14 protein-coding genes are annotated in these 17,209 nt (G+C 62.2%); 6 read left to right on the top strand and 8 right to left on the bottom strand.

Going from position 1 to position 17,209, the window contains the following annotated elements:
* The first annotated feature begins 334 nt into the window (after positions 1-334).
* On the top strand, positions 335-760 hold the full coding sequence (locus MU516_RS18275) for an SMI1/KNR4 family protein (protein WP_260278662.1): 426 nt from the start codon (positions 335-337) through the stop codon (positions 758-760).
* Positions 761-1,062: 302 nt separating this feature from the next.
* Here MU516_RS18275 and MU516_RS18270 read toward each other — a convergent pair whose 3' ends face one another.
* Both MU516_RS18270 and MU516_RS18265 read right to left on the bottom strand, forming a co-directional pair.
* Positions 1,063-2,253, bottom strand: coding sequence for a hypothetical protein (locus MU516_RS18270; RefSeq protein ID WP_260278661.1), 1,191 nt, complete (start codon positions 2,251-2,253; stop codon positions 1,063-1,065).
* A gap of 808 nt (positions 2,254-3,061) precedes the next feature.
* Positions 3,062-4,924, bottom strand: a complete 1,863-nt coding sequence (locus MU516_RS18265) for a DUF2207 domain-containing protein (protein WP_260278660.1) — start codon at positions 4,922-4,924, stop codon at positions 3,062-3,064.
* Positions 4,925-5,024: 100 nt separating this feature from the next.
* Between MU516_RS18265 and MU516_RS18260 the strand changes: the two genes are divergently transcribed.
* The 5 genes from MU516_RS18260 to MU516_RS18240 all read left to right on the top strand — a co-directional run bounded on the left by MU516_RS18260 (position 5,025) and on the right by MU516_RS18240 (position 10,940).
* Positions 5,025-7,157 carry a hypothetical protein gene (locus tag MU516_RS18260; protein WP_260278659.1) on the top strand — a complete coding sequence of 711 codons (2,133 nt, stop codon included), beginning with the start codon at positions 5,025-5,027 and terminating at the stop codon, positions 7,155-7,157.
* On the top strand, positions 7,154-8,527 hold the full coding sequence (locus MU516_RS18255; protein WP_260278658.1) for a toxin-antitoxin system YwqK family antitoxin: 1,374 nt from the start codon (positions 7,154-7,156) through the stop codon (positions 8,525-8,527). Before MU516_RS18260 ends, MU516_RS18255 begins: the two co-directional genes overlap by 4 nt.
* Positions 8,524-9,030: a DUF805 domain-containing protein gene (locus MU516_RS18250; protein WP_260278657.1), complete on the top strand. Its 507-nt coding sequence runs from the start codon at positions 8,524-8,526 to the stop codon at positions 9,028-9,030. The genes MU516_RS18255 and MU516_RS18250 overlap by 4 nt, the downstream gene beginning before the upstream one ends.
* A gap of 99 nt (positions 9,031-9,129) precedes the next feature.
* Entirely contained in the window at positions 9,130-9,378 is a 249-nt protein-coding gene (locus tag MU516_RS18245; RefSeq protein ID WP_260278656.1) for a hypothetical protein, read from the top strand.
* Between the two features lie 17 nt (positions 9,379-9,395).
* On the top strand, positions 9,396-10,940 hold the full coding sequence (locus MU516_RS18240; protein ID WP_260278655.1) for a hypothetical protein: 1,545 nt from the start codon (positions 9,396-9,398) through the stop codon (positions 10,938-10,940).
* Between the two features lie 353 nt (positions 10,941-11,293).
* Here MU516_RS18240 and MU516_RS18235 read toward each other — a convergent pair whose 3' ends face one another.
* From MU516_RS18235 to MU516_RS18210, 6 genes are all read right to left on the bottom strand, one after another.
* On the bottom strand, positions 11,294-11,887 hold the full coding sequence (locus tag MU516_RS18235; RefSeq protein WP_260278654.1) for a plasmid pRiA4b ORF-3 family protein: 594 nt from the start codon (positions 11,885-11,887) through the stop codon (positions 11,294-11,296).
* On the bottom strand, positions 11,884-13,509 hold the full coding sequence (gene tnpC, locus MU516_RS18230) for an IS66 family transposase (RefSeq protein ID WP_260278653.1): 1,626 nt from the start codon (positions 13,507-13,509) through the stop codon (positions 11,884-11,886). Before tnpC ends, MU516_RS18235 begins: the two co-directional genes overlap by 4 nt.
* Positions 13,510-13,569: 60 nt before the next feature.
* Positions 13,570-13,920 (bottom strand): IS66 family insertion sequence element accessory protein TnpB, encoded by a 351-nt coding sequence (gene tnpB / locus MU516_RS18225; protein ID WP_009803441.1) that lies wholly within the window; start codon positions 13,918-13,920, stop codon positions 13,570-13,572.
* Positions 13,917-14,333: an IS66-like element accessory protein TnpA gene (gene tnpA / locus MU516_RS18220; protein WP_260278652.1), complete on the bottom strand. Its 417-nt coding sequence runs from the start codon at positions 14,331-14,333 to the stop codon at positions 13,917-13,919. Before tnpA ends, tnpB begins: the two co-directional genes overlap by 4 nt.
* 128 nt (positions 14,334-14,461) lie before the next feature.
* Positions 14,462-15,640, bottom strand: coding sequence for a reverse transcriptase family protein (locus MU516_RS18215; RefSeq protein WP_260278651.1), 1,179 nt, complete (start codon positions 15,638-15,640; stop codon positions 14,462-14,464).
* A 198-nt stretch (positions 15,641-15,838) separates the two neighbouring features.
* Entirely contained in the window at positions 15,839-17,095 is a 1,257-nt protein-coding gene (locus MU516_RS18210; RefSeq protein ID WP_260278650.1) for a phosphoribosyltransferase-like protein, read from the bottom strand.
* Positions 17,096-17,209: the final 114 nt, after the last annotated feature.

Genomic DNA, 17,209 nt, shown 5'->3' with positions numbered 1-17,209 from the left:
GGCGATCTGGAAAAAGAGCCGTCTGTTCCCGCACAGTGCCTTCGATGAAACCCGACATGCCGATCTCCCACCACCATGTCTAAGTCTACCATAAGGCCGAGTTTCCACACAGCCTCGGCTCGAAGCGGTCATGCGGCGTCGCAGTGGGTCGGTCACCTGGCAGACAGCAGCGTAGCTCGCTCGCGGCCCAAAGCTGCCGGACAGTCCCGGTCTGGCGCCGCCTTGCAGCACCCCCAGACCGGACGTTCGTGCTTGGCGCAGCGAAATCGTCGGGTCATAGTCTGCTCTGCGGGACAAAGCGGACACAGTTGGTATCGCCGGAAGGTATGCAGTGATGAGCACTCTGAAGAAATTGGCTGAGAACGCCGTGGTGGTGGAGAAGGACTGTTTCAACGAATATGCCAAAGGTGCGAGGTCAGCGTACATTGCTGGTCCGGTTTCCAATTCGCTGATCGAAGCGGCTGAGAGCGAGCTTGGCGTCACCTTTCCCGGCGAGTATCGATCCTTTCTTTCTCGTTACGGCGCTATGGTAGCAGAAGGGTTCGAGTTGAGCGGGATCACGCCTCATGAGACTGATGAACCGCCGTTTTTCCTAGATGTCGTCGCTGCAACCAAAGCCGCAGATCAATTGCCGGGAGAGGCGTATGTGGTCTTGTCCTATGACGGCATGGGGGTGACGTTCATGCTCGATACGACAGGCGCAGGACAGATAAAGATTATAGCCCGTGGTCCAGGCGTGGAGGATCTGGAAGTTGCTTAAAGCCTGGATGAATTTCTTGATGGAATGCTGAAGGATACCTTGGCCGCGACGCTTAACGCAGCTTCAGCGACCGTCCGGTAAGGGCTCTTCACGTCGATCTGCCTGCCCTAGTGCCGGGGCCAGTGCGCGGCAGCTTCTGACCCGCACTCTCGGCCCTGACCTGCCGTTCAGTCCCTTGCCGATCGCCGCGGTGCAGCTTCACCAGACCGGCCATTCGTTCATCGCGCAGCATTATCGGAGGATGAAGGTCGGCAGGGCGGGACTTTGCTGCCGTCAACGCAAAGACAAAGGATGTCTGCTTTTCATTCGACGGGCGTTCCGAACACAGCGACTGCGGCACCAAGAAGCGCCAGGATTGCGAAGCCCACTGTTTGCCATGAATGCAGGCGTTGCGATGCCCGGATCGCGGCTATGCCCGATTGAAGGGCGTAATAGAGGGCAAAGGCTCGCGAAGCATAGCTGATGATTTCGAAGATGTTGGCCATCCACGTCAGCAGAATCCCGATGCCAACCAACAGCACATAGGCCGACTTTTCCGTAACGACGCCTCTGGTCGTCTCGGCTATCAAGCCGCCCGAGCCGTTTGTGTCCGCGATTGCGGCGCTGAATTGGGCGCTAAGGGCTGCAACGACCAAAAGCAGAGGCAGGATCGGGGCAACAACCTGCATCAATTCAATGATTGCCGTTTCGTCCAAAGACAGTGGATCGGCATCAAAAGCGTAGGTCAGCAATCCGATATAGAGGCAGTAAATTGCGGTGGATATCCACTGAGCGAGCCGCATGGACTTGATCCGCAAGGGCGCGTCATAGGCTTGCCTAAGATACCGTGAAGTCTCGAAACCCTGAACCGTCACGATCAGACCGGCCATTAGTGTCACTCCCGCCCACCCGGTGACCTGCGGCGGATCGAACTTTAGTGCGCCTTGGCCCGTGACCTGCCCAAAATGCACTGCGAGCCCAAGCAACAGCCCCGCGATGATGGATAGCTTCAGTCCGACCGAGACCTGTTCCATACGTTCGAGCGCGCTAAACCCGCGCGTCATCCCCATGAAAAGGATCAGCAGGAAAACGGCGGTGGTCAGCAAGTTGGCGTGGTATGCGTCGTCCAGCGTTGTCAGGCTCACGCCAAACGCGCCGAAGAGATTGAGATAATAGGCCACGGAAACGATGAAAGCGAAGGCCAGAACAACGGAAGACGCCCGTTCAAGCCCTAAGAGCAGACGAGACGGCGCAGGGCGTGCATCGATGTCCCCAATGTTGAACCTGATAGCGGCTCCGAACGAATAAGCGATCGCACACAAGCCAAGCATGACCAGCGGCGCATATCCGCCGTAGCTGACATCAAGGATCGGCCCTAGAACAAGAAACCCGCTCCCGATGATTGAGGCCAGAGGCGTAATCGTCGCTCTCCAAACCGGCGCGTTGGAGAGGCGGGGCCAAATCAACAGGGCGCCGACAAGGACCGCGGCTGACAGAATCGCTATGTTCAGCATGCCCCGATAAGATCAAAGCGAAGTCGGCTCGGCAACTTAGCCTGATGTCTTGAAGCAGACCTTCCTCGGACGTGCGGCATTAGCCAAAATGGGCTCGTTCCCAGCCTTCGCTGCGCCGCAGGCCCAAGCGCTTGGTCGAACCTCGCGCGTCGTCGCTCGCGGCCCGAAGCCGTCGTTCGGCGCCCTACCCGGCGCCGGCCGCCGTCCGGCCCATTGCGGACGGACAGGCCCTCGCCGATCGCTACGGTGCAGATTCACCAGACCGGGCGTTCGTCCATCGCGCAGCATTTTCGGCGGATGAAGGCCGGCAGTGCGGACTTTGCCCGCTTCAACCGGGCTGTCGACAGCAAGCTCCGAAGGTGCGACTGAAGGTTGCCGACGTCGACGCTTCGGGCCAGGCGCAGAGAGCGCGCCTTCATCATCCGAAGCAAGACCCGGCGACCTGTCAGTTTCGAGATCACGGAGGGTAGCCGGACATCGCTCTCGCGCTACAGCTAATCCCTGCCGCGTGATTTCCCCGATCCGGCCCTTCGTGAGATCGTGCGACGAAACAACCGGGTAGATGAAGGTCGAGCATGCAAACAACACGGACGTTCGATGTTGTACTGCGCGGGCAGTAGATGTCGGGTGCATAGGTGGCAAGCGGACCTGGCGCGTGAGACCCTCGCATCTTGGGCACGCCCCTCAAGGTCGATATTCAGACCTGAGCACCGAAGTGACTTGATCGGGCGGGGTGCTTGCCCTGGAAGCCGTGGCGTCCGGGTTTCGTCGCCCGGCTTGACGCCGCAAGACGAGGGCGACCTCCGGGCTACCAGCCCCCGCCGCCACCGCCCCCTCCTCCGCCACCGGAGAAGCCACCGCCGGAAAAGCCGGATGCGCCGGAGCCCGACGTGGTGCAGGCGTTGATGCCCGAGGTCATCCCCTGGCACGCGGCCGCGATTCCGCCGCCAAGGGATCCGCCCTCGATCGGCGTGCCATGATACCAGGCGGGCATGAAGACATGGATCGGCCCACGCGCCCGGGACGTGGCGCGCGTGAGGGCGTCTTCGTAGGCGCTGGCGAATTCCTGTTCCACGCCAAGGGCGATGGCATAGGGCAGGAAGGCCTCGAACCGCCGGCCGGTGTTGCGGCGGGAGCGGCCCTTGAGGCGGGCTGCGGAAAGGTAGCGGCGAAAGCCCTCGATCTCAATCTTGTGGGCTCGTCCGGTGGCAGTGGACAGGCCGATGCGCGCGGCGAAGACAGCGAAGATCACCGGCAAGGCGATCAGGCCCGCCCCCGACAGCAGGCCAAGCGCCCCTGCCAACGCACCGAAAATCAGCCACATGAGACAGGAGATGCCCAAAGCGATGCCCACCATCAGCGCGACGTCCCGCAGGGTGCCGCCGACCAGCGCGGTCATGAGCGGAATGGCAAGCGGAAGCGCCGGCATGACGTGCAGAAGCCACGTCTGCCCGGCCAGCGCCTGCCACATGATGGCGAACGCCAGCCCATAGCCGCCAACACCGGCCAGCAAGATCCAGTTGGCGTGCGAGATGTGGAAGGTTTCGCCATGTTCCTTCCGCATCGCCGCGGTGAACACCTCCAGCAGGGCAAGGACCGCCTTGCGATTGTCGGGCGAGATGACGAGCGGCCCATCCATACCGTCCAGGTACGTCAGGATCGCGGCCTCGCCCACAGGCAGGGTGCCGTCATGGGCCTTCGCTGTCCGGGCAACAGACCAGGTGGTGCCGCGCTGCGAGATGACAACGTAACCCTTTACGCCGAGGTCAACCGTCGCCGCCACCATCGCAGTGTTGGTCACCCCGCCGTTCGCACGGATGTACTGGGCCAGCGCAGGCGAGATCCCCTCGGGCGGGGTGCTGCGGACGCGAATGCGACCCAGCGGTGCGTCCTTGCCCTTGCGTCGCCAGATCAGCCACAGCGCGGCCCCTAACAGCAGGGTGCCGAACAGCGCGATCATGTCTGCCGGGCGGTCGCGGAACGTGAAAAGGACGCGATCCATGGTCGAGGGGCGGGACACAATGCCGGTGGGAAAGGCGATGGCTGTGGTCAGGCCCTCGTGCCAGTCCAGCGCGCCGTCGGCCATGACATAGACGGTGCCTCCGCCGTCCTCAATCTGCTCGAAGGCGTCCTGTTCCCGCGATCTCAGGGGGCCGGTAAAGGTTTCGACATCCGTGGCCACGGCCCCGTCGGGAAGGCGGATCCGGGCGGCGGCCATGTCGATACGGAAGGCCCAGGCATTGCCGGTGACGTTCCAGTAAAGCTCGTCATGATCGGCAAGGAACCGGACCTGCCGCGCCACGTCGTAGCGCAGTCGGAAGCGGTGCTCGCCCGGGCTTAGAACCGTATCCTCATCCCCTAGGTAGATGCGGATCATTCCGTCCCGGCGCTGGATGCGGGTGTCCACCGGTGCGCCATCCATCGCGGCCTCGACCAGATCGAACCCGCCCCAGCGGATGCCGTCCTTCGTCAGGGGCAGGTCCCGGAAGATGCCGTGGCGGATGCGATGCCCCTCGACCTGCACGTCCAGCGTCTCGGTCACCTGCAGCGCGCCGGCGTCGTCTATCGTGATTTCGCTGATGAAGCTGCGGATCCGTTCATCGGCTTGAAGCGGTGCCGCGGACAGGAGAACGAGGAGAAAGGCGGAGAGGATACGGAACTGAAACGGCATGCCGCCATCCTATGCCCGGCAATAATCCGAGCACAACCAAGGGCCTGGGTTCACATCCGAAACCTGTCTGTTAGCGTCGCGTCGAGCCACAGGGGGACGAATGACATATCGAACACACGGGCTTGCCCCGATCCTTGCAATCATCGCCGGTGCCGCGAGCGCGGAAACGGTGACCTTCGATCCACAGCCGGGCGCGGGTCGCACATGGCGGATGGAGATGTCTGTTCGCCCCGGGCGCGAGGGTGAACCACCCGAATACAGCTATGCCACTCAGCGCATCTCGTCGCTGACCCGCATTGAAGTCGTCGATGAAGAGACGCTGCACATCCTGCCGCTGTGGTTCCAGACGTCGGTCGCGGGCGAAACCTACGGCACCCAGGGGCCTCTGCCCGACAACATCCGGCAGACCATGGCGGAGGGCTTCGATGCCAACCTGAACGCAGGGGTCATCACAGACGTCACGCCCCACGGGACCGCAGATGTTCCGCAAGAAGTGATGACGGGGCTCAGCCAGCAGTTCGGTGCCGTCCTGCCCCCCGCCCAGCTTGAGGCACAGGAGGGCTGGAGCAAGACCATCGGGGATTTCTCGGGCGTGCCGGACGTGACGGTGACGGTGACCCATGTCACGGACGACAGCGTCTTCCTGCGGTATTCGGGCGATGATCCGTCCTTCCGGATGGCAGGCCTTGCCGTGCTGGAGCGGGACCAGGGCTGGCTGCGTCGCGTGGTCATGACGACCGACCAGACGAGCGAGGACGGCACGACCCTGCGCAGCACCATGGCAATGGCGCCGCAGGACTATCCCTTCCCCCTCCATGCCGATTACACCTTCGAAACCCCTGACTGGCAGACCATGCCCGACAGCTTCCCCGCGACGGAGCCGCTTCCGACCGAGGCCGACATCTTCCCGCACGAGCGGGGCCGTGTGCGCATGGAAGACGACCTTCTGTCGCTGGACTTCACCCACCTGCACGAGATCATGGCCAATACCGGTCGACTGGTGGTGAGCGACCCGCAGGTGTTTCGGGGCGACCGGCCGATGGATACTCCGATGTTGGCTCTGCCGTCGATCACCCTGCCGAACTATCACGAGGAAGATGGCGATCCGTCCTTCACCTCCACCACCCTGATCCCGACCGAGCAGAAGCAGATCCTGCCGGATGTGCTGACGGCGACCGGGATCCGGGCGCAGGTGGCCTGGTATCCGGCGACGCCCTTCACGATGATGCTGACGCCCGATGACACCGGCCATGCCGAGGTGAGGAAGAACGGTGCCACCGCGCGGCTCTCTCCCACCGAGGAGGGCTTCGATCTGGTCCTGTCCGGGCATCAGGCGGACGGCTTCATGTGGGCCGTGGACGCAGAGACGGATGCAGGCAGCATGATCTACGCCGCCGATCGCGGGCCGGACTGGCTGACGCCGGCCGAAAGCCTTGCCCGGCGCATCGCCTCTCCCGATTACAGCGGTATCCGGGTAGCGATCCAGACGGACGCTGCCGCGCCCACGCTGTCCGTCCGGGTGAACCACCATGCCGACACTTCTGCCGCCACGCGCGAGATGACGTTCGAGACTGATAACGGACGACGCACGGACCCTGACCGGGCCCCTGACAAGGTGTTGCTGTTCAAGGGCGACCCGCCGCCGCGCCTGGAAGATGTCCGCCCCGAGGGGCTGGATGTCGCCGCGCTGCACTTCCGCATGAGCTCCCTTCAGGCCGCACACTGCTCTGCCGATTTCGCGCTGCCGCAAACGGACGCGGTCTTTGCCGAGGCCACCCCGAACACCGATGGCTATGGCGGCACCCGCCTGTTGCAGATGCAGACGCCCGATGGCATCCGCACGCATTTCTACGAACGCGGCACGCAGGACGTGACCCTGACCTGCGATGCCACCGTGACATGGGAGGAAGCCGAGGTGCAGCCTGATCCCGACCGCCCGTGGCAGATCGACCCAGAGGCGCTGGATATCCGGCCCGAGCTGACCTACGCGCAGCTGATGGATCGTGTGCGCTTCGTGGACGCCCATGGCGACGCACTGGCGCTGGTCACGCCTAACGGGCGGGGCCTGGCGCTGTCCGACAGGATTAACTGGGCGATCTTCCCGGATGGAACGCTGCGGGTCGCGGGCAAGCCCGCCCGCATCCTGCGCGCCGTCAGCCGCCCCGATCCCTTCACCCGCAGCTTCACGGTCACCTTCCCCGACCTTCCTGTGCCGGAGGAGGCGCCGCAATGATCCGCACCACGGCCCTGCTTCTCTGTCTCGCGACGCCCGCCTTCGCCCAGATCGCAGATGGCGTGCAGAAGGACTTCTACGACGACGGAACGCTTGCGCGGGAAATCACGCGCAGCGGAGGCGAACTGGATGGCCCCTGGCGGCTCTATTACCCCTCTGGGCAGCTGGAGGAGGAGCAATTCTATGTCGCGGGCCGCATCGATGGGGTCGAGCGGAAGTTCCACGAAAACGGCCAGCTTGCCGCAGAAGTTCACTGGACGGACGGAGAGCGCGACGGGGACTTCCGCAACTATGACCGCGACGGCAACCTGACCATGCAGGGTGCCTATGTCATGGGCAAACCCGTCGGGTCGCATATCGAGTTCTGGCCTTCCGGAGAACGCCGTTCCATTCGGCATTTCGACAACGGGCGCGAGCTGGGTCTGTCACGCCGCTGGTCGCGCGACGGCGTGCTGACGCGCGAAACCGAACATACCGACGCCGGCGTCTTCGTGCGGGAACGGCGCTGGAGGGACGACACGTTGATCTCGCTGCGCGAACCCGTGCAGATCGACGGCCATGGCCGGGGCGAGAAGCTGACGGAATACGCGGGGAACTTCACCGAAACCGACATCCGGGCCGAGGGCTATCGCCTGACCACCCGCCACCTTGGGGACGAGCTGATCGACCGGTCCGAGGTGATCGACGGGCAGATGCAGGGCCGCTACATCGGCACGGACCCGATCCAGGGCGACGTGACCCGCGTCACCTATGTCGACAACAAGCCCGACGGGCTGTTCACCCGGACATGGAAGGGCAGGGTTCTGGACCGAGGCATGTACGACCACGGCAAGCGTGTCGGCGAATGGCGTCGCGAAGAGACGACGCCATTCGTGGAACTGGAACACTATGACGACAAGGGGCGGCTGGACGGCGAACAACGCACCCTTGGCATGGACGGAACGGTGCGGATGCGCGTGACCTATGCCGCCGGCACGCTGGACGGGCCGTATGAATCCTTTGGCCCCGTTGGCGAGATACTCGAACAGGGACAATACGACATGGGCCAGAAGACCGGCCCGTGGCAGGAGATTTCCGGGAACCTCGAACATCTCTATTCCGGCAGCTATGTCGAGGACGAACGCGACGGCCGCTGGACCATCACCGGCGCGGAGGGCCATCCGGCCGAGGTCATCCACTACGCCATGGGCGAGGAAGAGAGGCTGCATTATCTCTTCGCGCCCGATGGCGCGGTGGACGAGGTGCAGGCCTGGCGCGACGGTGTCCGCGACGGCTACACCACCTACTATCAGGACGGCCGCCCGGTTCTGCGCGATCTGTGGCAGGACGGAACGCTGACGCGAACCGATCTGCCGGTGGTGCCGCAATGACGTTCGGTCAGGCCCTTCGCACCTGCCTGCGCAAGTTCCTCCGCTTCGGCGGACGGGCCACGCGCGCGGAATACTGGTTCTTCGTCCTTGCGTTGGTGATCGCGACCTGGGTCACGGGGGCGCTTGATTACATGCTCTTCGACGGTCGACATCCCCTTGGCGTGTTTCTTGCCGTCGTCGCCATCCTGCCGATGACATCTGCCGGATGGCGGCGGTTGCATGACGTGAACCGGCGCGGCTGGTGGCTGCTGTTGCCGGGCATCGCGTCGCTGATCTTCCTTGTCGGAGCCTTCGCCATTCGCGGCCTGACCGCGCAGCCCATGGCGGAGATCCCCACCGTCACCAACTCCGCGGGCTGGATCTACACCATCATGCTGGGGTTTCCGGCGGTGTCGCTTGTCGCGACGATCTGGCTTGTCGTGCTGCTGGCGCGAAAGGGCGACCCGCATGACAACCGCTTCGGTCCCGCACCGCAGGAGGGCGTGGAGGGAACGAATGAATGATCCATTGATGCCAACGTGCGTGCAGGCCAGCCGCAGCACAGCTGAAATCGTGTGCGATCGGCTGGCGGCCGACATCCTGCACCTGATCCGCAGTCCGACATGATTCCCGTCGCTCAGGGCGGGCTGACCCTCCTGCTTGTCCTCTGGCAGGGGATCGCGGCGATCGGTGTCGTCGCCCTCGCAATGGCGCACAAGGACGGGCAGAGACGACCGTTTTTCCGTCGTCATACGTTTCTCTACGGCCTGATCTGGCTGATCGTCGCGCCGGTGGCGGGCGCCTACCTGCTGCTGACGATGGCAGGGGTGGCTGCACTGCTCTGGATGTGGATCAGCGGAGATTTCGGCTGACCATGAAAGGACTTCCCATGCGCTCACTCGTCTTGATCGCACCGCTGCTCTGGGCCGGGCCGGCCTTGACCGAACCCGTGATCTTCCGGCCAGATCCTGAGAGCACGCGCAGTTACAGCCTGTCTGTCGGGGACGAAGCGCGCCCGCTGGCCTTCGACGCGCTCTATGGCCGTTACCTGGACACCTACCTGGACGTGACGGGTACGGAAAACGGGGTTCACACGATCCCCACGCGCGTTGAGCTGCGGGAGGATGGGGAATACATCAACTCTTCCGCGCCAAGGCAGTGGTCGGGTGCGCTGACCACCCTGCAGCGGGCGGGCTATGACACGAAGATCGCCCGCGACGAGGCGGATCGCACCTTCGCCAGCGCCGCGCCCGAGGTGGAACGGGGCGCCGGTGCCAAGGCGGAGATCCTGCACGCTGCCCTCTCCGATCCCTTCGCCAGCCCCGCCTTCCCGGTCACGGTTCAGGCAGAGGACGGCTGGACCACCACCGTACCGAGCCTTGGCAGTTACGAGAACGTGGAGGTTCGCGTGACGTCCGTAACCGACACGGAGGTGCGCGTCTCCTTCGTGGGCGGCACCGGGCCCGACACGGCCCCGGATGCCCATGATCCCCAGCCTTGGCGCACGCGCGGTCACCGCATCGCCGGCCTTGCCGTGCTGGATCGCGCTGACGGATGGGTGATCCGCCAGGTCGTCACGCGGGAAACGACGCTGACGGTCGATGGCCAGAAGCTGCCCTCCCGTCGCACCACCGTCCTTACCCCGCTGATCGACGGTCTGGACAGCTTCGCCCCCGAAGACAGCCGCTGGCCCCGCGACATCGACGAAGTGACCGCGCCCGCAGATCTGCCCCCCGCGACGGCGGCCCAGATGTTCGGAGACGAACCGACCTTCGAGTTCTTCGGCGCGCCCGCCATTCTGGCCATCCCTGCGGACATCAGAAGCTTTGTCCAGGCAGGCAGGATGACCTTCAACGACCTGCGCCTGTTCGACGAGGCCGGAGCGCCGGTCGACATCCGCACCCATGTCGGCACCGTCTATGCCCAGCCCGATTTCGGCTATCCCGACAGCCTGCGGTCTGCCGCCCTCGTGACGCCGAACGTGATCGGCCCTGTCATGCTAGACCAGATGTCCCGCATGACGGCCGAAGTCTCCTGGTATCCAACTACGACCCAGGTCATCGAGATGACGGCGGACGAGGACGGGCGCGCTTCGGTCGACAGCAACGGAGTGCAGGCCGAGCTGCATCCCGGAGACATGCCCGACACCTACGTCCTGCGCTACAGTGGGCAGAAGGACGACTTGATCACTTGGTCGGTGCCGGAGGAGATTTCGGGGCAGGCCGCGCTCTACGCCCACGATCGTGGTCCCGACTGGCTGTCACCCGCGGAAAGCCAGGTCCGCATGTTCGCGGCCCAGCACCCAGAAGGGCAGACCCTGGTCCTGCACACCGAAACAGCCCCGCAGGCCATTCGCGTCCGGCTGGACCGCCCTGCCGAACAGCCGCAGGTGCGTACGGAAGTCACTTTCGCGCCACGCGAATACGGTCGCTGAGGGGGCCTCCGGTGCCTGTTGCCGTGACCTTGAGCGCATACTGATCTGGCCGCGAATGGCCAGTATAGGGCTTTGGCTTCGGTGCTGACGACGCAACTGCGGTCTGTGTGAGTGACGCCTTTGGACTCGAAGCGGTAATGTCGCACCACTGCGCGCCAGAAGCTTGGCGATAGTCGCTACACCTGCGCTTCCGGCCCTGAACGGACATTCGAACCAGGTACTGGGCATGAACGGTTTCAGCCTGAAGCGGACGGCAGACCAGCGCGCAGTGCCGAAAAGGGGGACTCGTTTCAGGGACCTTTCAGTTCACTCAAAGGTAACCATCCGGCGTAGGCCGCGGTCGCTGGCGTCTCTTAGATCGTAGCCTTGGGTTTGCGACGCCTCGGGGCCCATTTTTTCGCAAGCCGCTCGAAGCGTTCTCTGATGGTCTCGGCCCCGGCATCCTCAGCGTCGAAGTCCCCGCCCGACCAGTGGACCATGTCCTCGTGTTGCTCGTGATCGGGATCGGCGAGGGCTTTGAGGAACTCTTCGTAGCCCCAGGCGCCGCCGACGTCCTCGGGTGGACAGTCCCCCGCGGCCTTCAGAAGCCGCGGATAGGTCACGCCCTGAGTGGCCTCGCCCACCCGCTCGATCCGGATGCTGTGGTCCCAGTCATCACCGAAGTCGTAGACATACTGGATCGTCTTGGTGGCGGTCTGGTCGAGCAGCTTTTCCAAGGTCATTTTCTTCGCGTCCATGGGGCCGTCGTAGAACCCGTCCGGGTCGGGCATGCCCCAACCGGCATCCCCCACGCGGAACTCGTAGAGATGGGTGTCGGTCCAGCCCATGGCCGCTTGGATGACCTCATGCATCCGGTCGAGCCTGATCTTCAGCGGCACCTCGATGTGGCGCATCGGCATTGGCTCGACGTCGTTCAGGATGATCCGGAGGCGGGCGATCAGGGTCATGCGGCGATCCTTTGCCGCGTCGGGGACCAATTCCAAGGCAGGAGATCCGGCACCCGGGAGGCTGTCGTGCCAGGCAGCCGGGCGAGGACGTCGCCGAGCCAGGCCTGAGGGTCGACATCGTTCATCTTCGCAGTGACGATCAGCGAATACATGAAGGCGGCGCGGTCACCGCCGCGCTCGGAGCCGGCGAAGAGCCATGACTTCCGGCCAAGGGCCACACCGCGGAGTGCTCTCTCGGCCGCGTTGTTCGTCAAGCAGACCCGCCCATCCTCGAGGAAGCGCGTGAAGGCCTCCCATCGGTCTTTCTTGAACATGTAATTGATCGCCTTGGCGACAGGATTGTGCTTCGACATCGTGCCCTGCTCGGCACGCAGCCAAGCGTGCAATGCCTCAACCAAGGGACAGGACAACCGGTGCCTGGCCTCGAGCCGGAACGTGGCATCAAGGCCGTTGATCTGGCGTTCGATGTCGAAGATCGCGTCGATCCTTGCCACCGCCTCCAGTGCGACAGGAGATATATCAGGGGCGGACTTGCCCTTGCGGACATTGCCCTTGATGTCGGCAAGCTCGAAGAACTTCCGCCGGGCATGGCTCCAGCAGAGCGCGCTTCCGGCCGGGCCAGGATCACGATCGCCGCGATAGAGGTCGTTGTAACCGCCATAGGCATCGGCTTGAAGGATGCCCCGCCACCCGGCGAGATGCCGGTTTGGGTGAGCCATCTCCCGATCGCGCGAGAAGTAGAACAGCGCGGCCGGCGGCGCACCGCCCGCGAAGGGCCGGTCGTCGCGGACATAGGTCCAGAGCCGCGCGGTCTTGGTGCCGCCCCGGGCCAAGAGCGGCACCGTGGTGTCGTCGCCGTGCAGCCGCTCGGCGGCTAGGACATGGGCCCTGATCAGCGCATGGATCGGCTCCAGCGCAACGGTGCAGGCGCCGACCTGGTCAGCCAGGGTGGACAGGCTGACCTCGACACCTTCCTTGGCGTAGCGCTCGACTTGCCTGTTCAGCGGCTGATGCTGGCCGAACTTCTCGAACAGGATCATCGCCAGCAGGTTGGGCCCAGCCCAGCCACGGGGCGTGGGATGGAACGGCGCTGGCGGCTGGCTGATCTTCTCGCATGCCCGGCAGGTGAACTTCTCGCGGACCGTCTGGATCACCTTCCACTGCCGGGGAATGACCTCCAGCGTCTCGGTGATATCCTCGCCCATCTTCACGATGCGATCCGAGCCACAGCAGGAACAGGCCGTGGGCGCCGACATCACCACGCGCTCGCGCGGCAGATGCTCCGGGAAGGGTTTGCGGGCCGGGCGGCGACGCTCGAACCCCGCGACGGACGTGGTCTTCACTACCTTCTCGGCGGCGATCTCGTCTTCGGTGGCTGCGGACTCGAGTTCCTCAAGCTGCAATTCCATCTGGTCGATCAGGCGGGCGCGGCGCTCGGAGCTGTGGCCATATTGCTCGCGCCGGAGCTTGGCGATCTCAAGCCGGAGATGCTTGATCATCGCTTCCGAGGTCGAGACCACCGCCCGAGTCTGCGCCAGCTCGCTCTCTGCTGCCTCGGCACGGGCCTCCGAGGCCGCAAGCGCGGCGCGCAATCTGGTGATCTCGGAAGCGGCATCTGACATGGCCGAGACCTACCATGCAGGCATCGGAAAGCCCATAAAAATAAGGCCGGCGAAGCCAATTTATCCCGCCTTTGCAGGGCGTTGGGTCCAGCGCGGATTGCGCCAGTCGATCCCCTCCAAGAGATAGCCGAGCTGGGCTGCGGATATCTGCACCGCTTCACCACTTCCGCTGGTCGGCCAGATGAACTTCCCGGCCTCCAACCGCTTGGTATAAAGCGACATGCCGACACCGTCGTGCCACAGCAGTTTGACCAGGTCGCCCTTGCGCCCGCGGAAGCAGAAAATCTCGCCCGCATGCGGATCACGTCCCAAACCCTGCTGCACTGTCAGCGCCAAGGTGTTCATCCCTCGCCGCATGTCGGTGACCCCACCGGCAATCCATACGCGCACCCCCGCCGGGAAGGCGATCATCGGCTTTCCAGGGCCGGCAGCAGCCGCGCCAAAACCTCTGGCTCCACCGACGAAGGGACGAGAAGCCGTCGCCCGTTCCTCAGCACGATCTCGAGCTGGACATCAGGCGTGGTGCGTGGCGCCTCAGGTGCGGTCGCGGGCACGGTCGCAGGTGCCATGGGCGGCGAAACAGCCAGCGGGATGAAGGAAGGCGGTGTCTCGGCGCCAAGTTCGCCAGCGCGATACTGGCGCCGCCATATCGTCAGCAGAGAGCGAGATACGCCATGCCGCCGCGCCGTGGCTGTCACCTGGCGATGCCCCAGGAAGCTCTCCTTCACGATCGCGATCTTGTCGCCATCGCTCCAGTGACGACGGCGCGGCGCATCCGCGGCAGAGAGGACTTCAATCTCGGGTCTGAACTTATGGTCGGCCATAAGGTCGGACTTAGCACCGACGCTGAAACCCCGTCAGACGGCTTCCACCGGAGGCATACACTCAAAGTCGTAGTCTAATGTCCTCCCAAGAGCTCACCTGATGAAAAATCCCACTACCTTTCGAAGTCTCAGGTCGTTGTGGCTGACCAGTCAGCTTTATACATCTCGGCCCTACATCTATCAGCATACACCGAGTCTATCTGGCCCGCGAACGCGATCAGGCCTAGCAGATGCTGCCGTAAACCCTCGACTGAAGTGAAGCCTCGTACTTTTGCATGTCGACTTGGCCCATGCTCGTCATGGGTAATGTAGTATAGATGCATTCGAAGCCGTGAACGAAACTCCCTCGTCAAGCGCGGACGCTGACCATCGACCAGCAAACCAAGAACCACTTTCCTAGCCCCAGGTGCTATTATCGAGGTCTTGGATCGATTTGGAGAAAGGCCGCGTGCGACAATTTCTTGGTAAACCTCACCCACTAATCTTATAGAATTGCTGCGGCCAAAGGATTTATTTGTCGTGGAGAACGTCAGATCATCTGCATAACGAGAAAATCGAAGTCCGAACTTCTCAGCAATCAGATTTAGATTTGCGTCTAAGTCAGAAACTGCAAGATTGGAAAGCATCGGACTCGTCGGAGCTCCTTGTGGGAGCACGCCCATATGCTTGCGGGGATACAGCGCTTCGATGTCAGGTCCTCGATATCGCGAACGCCGGCGTGAGGGCAAGTAGCTGGCCGGATCTCGATGCTTGTCTCGTAGGCGGGTGCATAGCCGCGCCAATTCAAAAGAAACTAGGGCTTGATACCCCCTGTCACGAAAGACCCGAAACGCATCTATTTCTGTTATCGACTCGAAAAAATCCTGAACGTCAAATTTAATCATCCACTGAGCCTGGCAGTGTGGTCTTGCTGCAGCAACCAGCCTGCTTCCAGGAGCAAAAGCTTTACTGGCCGGATGGCAGGGCGCACGGTTCAGAATTTCACTTGCAATCCAGGATTGCACCCTAAGAAGCTGAGGCTCCGGTACGGCAATGAAACGGAAACGGGGCTTCTCGCCAGGAATGGGACGCTTTCGTATTGTGAACTCGCGATAGGGATCCTCACCGGCCCTCGAAACATATGCGTGGAGGCGTCCCATCTCTACCCCACTTAGATGAGCAAGGTGGCCAAGCGTAAGTATCGGTGGTCCGGGTTGAGGCCGACTGAGCGTATGTTCCGCAGTTGCGATCACACGGTGGAGGAGTTCTTCATCAATGCCAGCTTTCCGGCCAGCTTCCAAATAATGCTGAGAATGCCATCCGCTCATCTACTATTCACCCCGTAGGGTGATCTCGATCGGAGCGCAAGCAAGGCGCGCGCAGCGGCGACCTTCAGGTCGTGCGCTTCGATCGAGGTTAGCATCAAGCGCGAGCTTGATCGTGAACACGTCGCAATCGACGGCCCAGAGACGCCGCAAGTTTCCAAGCAGTCATCCCAACGGTGCCGGGCGTTACACCGGCAACCACTAGACATCACGAGGCATCCTCAGCGATTTTGGAAAATACGGTTGTTCGTTATGATTGGAAAGTGAAATCTTTGCATCAAATCTACTCAAGCGACGCACTACAAGCCGTCCTCGGTCAGTCAACTGTTGGAATTCATTGATCCAGCCTCGCTTTCGAAGTCGAACGAAAGCGCTCTGCACGGTCAAAAGATCAAGGCCGAGACGACCGGAAACCGCTTCGGCATGCCTGGGTGATCTCCGTAGCGTTGCCAAGACAATCGTCTCGATATCGACCGGAATCACTGTGGGTCCGATCGTGGTCGTTTCAGCCAATAGTTCCAACCTTTCCCTCTCTTGGACTTCGGATGGTACGGCTATAAATGGTGACGAAGGTGAAATCGTCGCCCTCTCCGGGAATAGTGCCTGCCACCTTCTGCTTGACTTCCAAAATATCGCTGGTGCATTATTGGGCATTCCGTGGCCGAAAGCTAATAGTGCGCCGGTCTCGCCAAAGCCAAGTGATCTTGATGAGTCTGGAGAATATCGCTTGCAGAGACTTTCGATGATTGCAGCTTGGGCTGGAGGAAATACAGTCCTTATGGTAGGGCACTGGGTCACAACGTGTACCTTTGGCCTGCAAACATGTCTTTCAATGCGTGCGATACCATCTTCAGTGCCGGAAAATGCCAAAACTTCGAAGTGAATGCCTCGATTATTTCGGCGGGACCACCAACTCCTAATAGATCCCAATCTCCAAGCGGCATTTATATATCTCTCAATGCGCTCACCAGAACCGATAAAGTCGGTGCATAGGATAAACCGACGGACACCTTCATCGCGGAACCTGTCTGGACCGGGACTCAACAGGGCCACCTTTCGATTTGACCGCGCAAATTGAGTAAGGATATTGGCCAATATTCCCTCACTGCCAACCTCTTCATCAATATTGCGCTGACGCGGTACAAGATCTGGGCCGACCTTGCCGAACGCTCTGGCAATTTTCTTGCCCTTGACGTTTGGATTTGCTCTAATTTTTTCCTTGAAAAGCCGGTTTGGCTTTCCTTTCCACATTCTTCGTTCGGACTCGTTGAATAGACCGACGGGTTGTTCCCCGGCGCTCAATCTTCGACTAAGTAGTGAAATGTATTCGCTGCGAAAAAAGTCGCTCGGAACTAGCTTGACCAACGCGAGCAACTTTGCGGCTTCGATCTGGTCACCGGAAGAAAATTGCCTGACCCAAGCCCTGACATCATCTTGCTCAAGTATTGCCTGGCTCATTTCCAATCGACTTCTATATTCATGAACACTTCCTTGCCGCCCTCTTCCGTAGTCTCGAATTCGACAGAAAAACCATCTGGCAGCTCAGCGTACTTCCTGACCGCAGCCGCTTCA

The organism is Paracoccus maritimus, from assembly GCF_025195095.1.
In the GTDB taxonomy this organism is placed as follows: Bacteria; Pseudomonadota; Alphaproteobacteria; order Rhodobacterales; family Rhodobacteraceae; genus Paracoccus; species Paracoccus maritimus.
The sequence above is the reverse complement of the archived record's forward strand: the minus strand, read 5'-3'. Positions and strand labels throughout refer to the sequence as shown.

Coding starts and splice junctions, on each gene's coding strand:
- MU516_RS18235 (WP_260278654.1), bottom strand. CDS start 11,887: ATGACCCTGATCGCCCGCCTCCGGATCATCCTGAACGACGTCGAGCCA.
- MU516_RS18240 (WP_260278655.1), top strand. CDS start 9,396: ATGCGCTCACTCGTCTTGATCGCACCGCTGCTCTGGGCCGGGCCGGCC.
- MU516_RS18255 (WP_260278658.1), top strand. CDS start 7,154: ATGATCCGCACCACGGCCCTGCTTCTCTGTCTCGCGACGCCCGCCTTC.
- tnpC (WP_260278653.1), bottom strand. CDS start 13,509: ATGTCAGATGCCGCTTCCGAGATCACCAGATTGCGCGCCGCGCTTGCG.
- MU516_RS18260 (WP_260278659.1), top strand. CDS start 5,025: ATGACATATCGAACACACGGGCTTGCCCCGATCCTTGCAATCATCGCC.
- MU516_RS18215 (WP_260278651.1), bottom strand. CDS start 15,640: ATGAGCGGATGGCATTCTCAGCATTATTTGGAAGCTGGCCGGAAAGCT.
- tnpA (WP_260278652.1), bottom strand. CDS start 14,333: ATGGCCGACCATAAGTTCAGACCCGAGATTGAAGTCCTCTCTGCCGCG.
- MU516_RS18245 (WP_260278656.1), top strand. CDS start 9,130: ATGATTCCCGTCGCTCAGGGCGGGCTGACCCTCCTGCTTGTCCTCTGG.
- MU516_RS18275 (WP_260278662.1), top strand. CDS start 335: ATGAGCACTCTGAAGAAATTGGCTGAGAACGCCGTGGTGGTGGAGAAG.
- tnpB (WP_009803441.1), bottom strand. CDS start 13,920: ATGATCGCCTTCCCGGCGGGGGTGCGCGTATGGATTGCCGGTGGGGTC.
- MU516_RS18210 (WP_260278650.1), bottom strand. CDS start 17,095: ATGAGCCAGGCAATACTTGAGCAAGATGATGTCAGGGCTTGGGTCAGG.
- MU516_RS18265 (WP_260278660.1), bottom strand. CDS start 4,924: ATGCCGTTTCAGTTCCGTATCCTCTCCGCCTTTCTCCTCGTTCTCCTG.
- MU516_RS18250 (WP_260278657.1), top strand. CDS start 8,524: ATGACGTTCGGTCAGGCCCTTCGCACCTGCCTGCGCAAGTTCCTCCGC.
- MU516_RS18270 (WP_260278661.1), bottom strand. CDS start 2,253: ATGCTGAACATAGCGATTCTGTCAGCCGCGGTCCTTGTCGGCGCCCTG.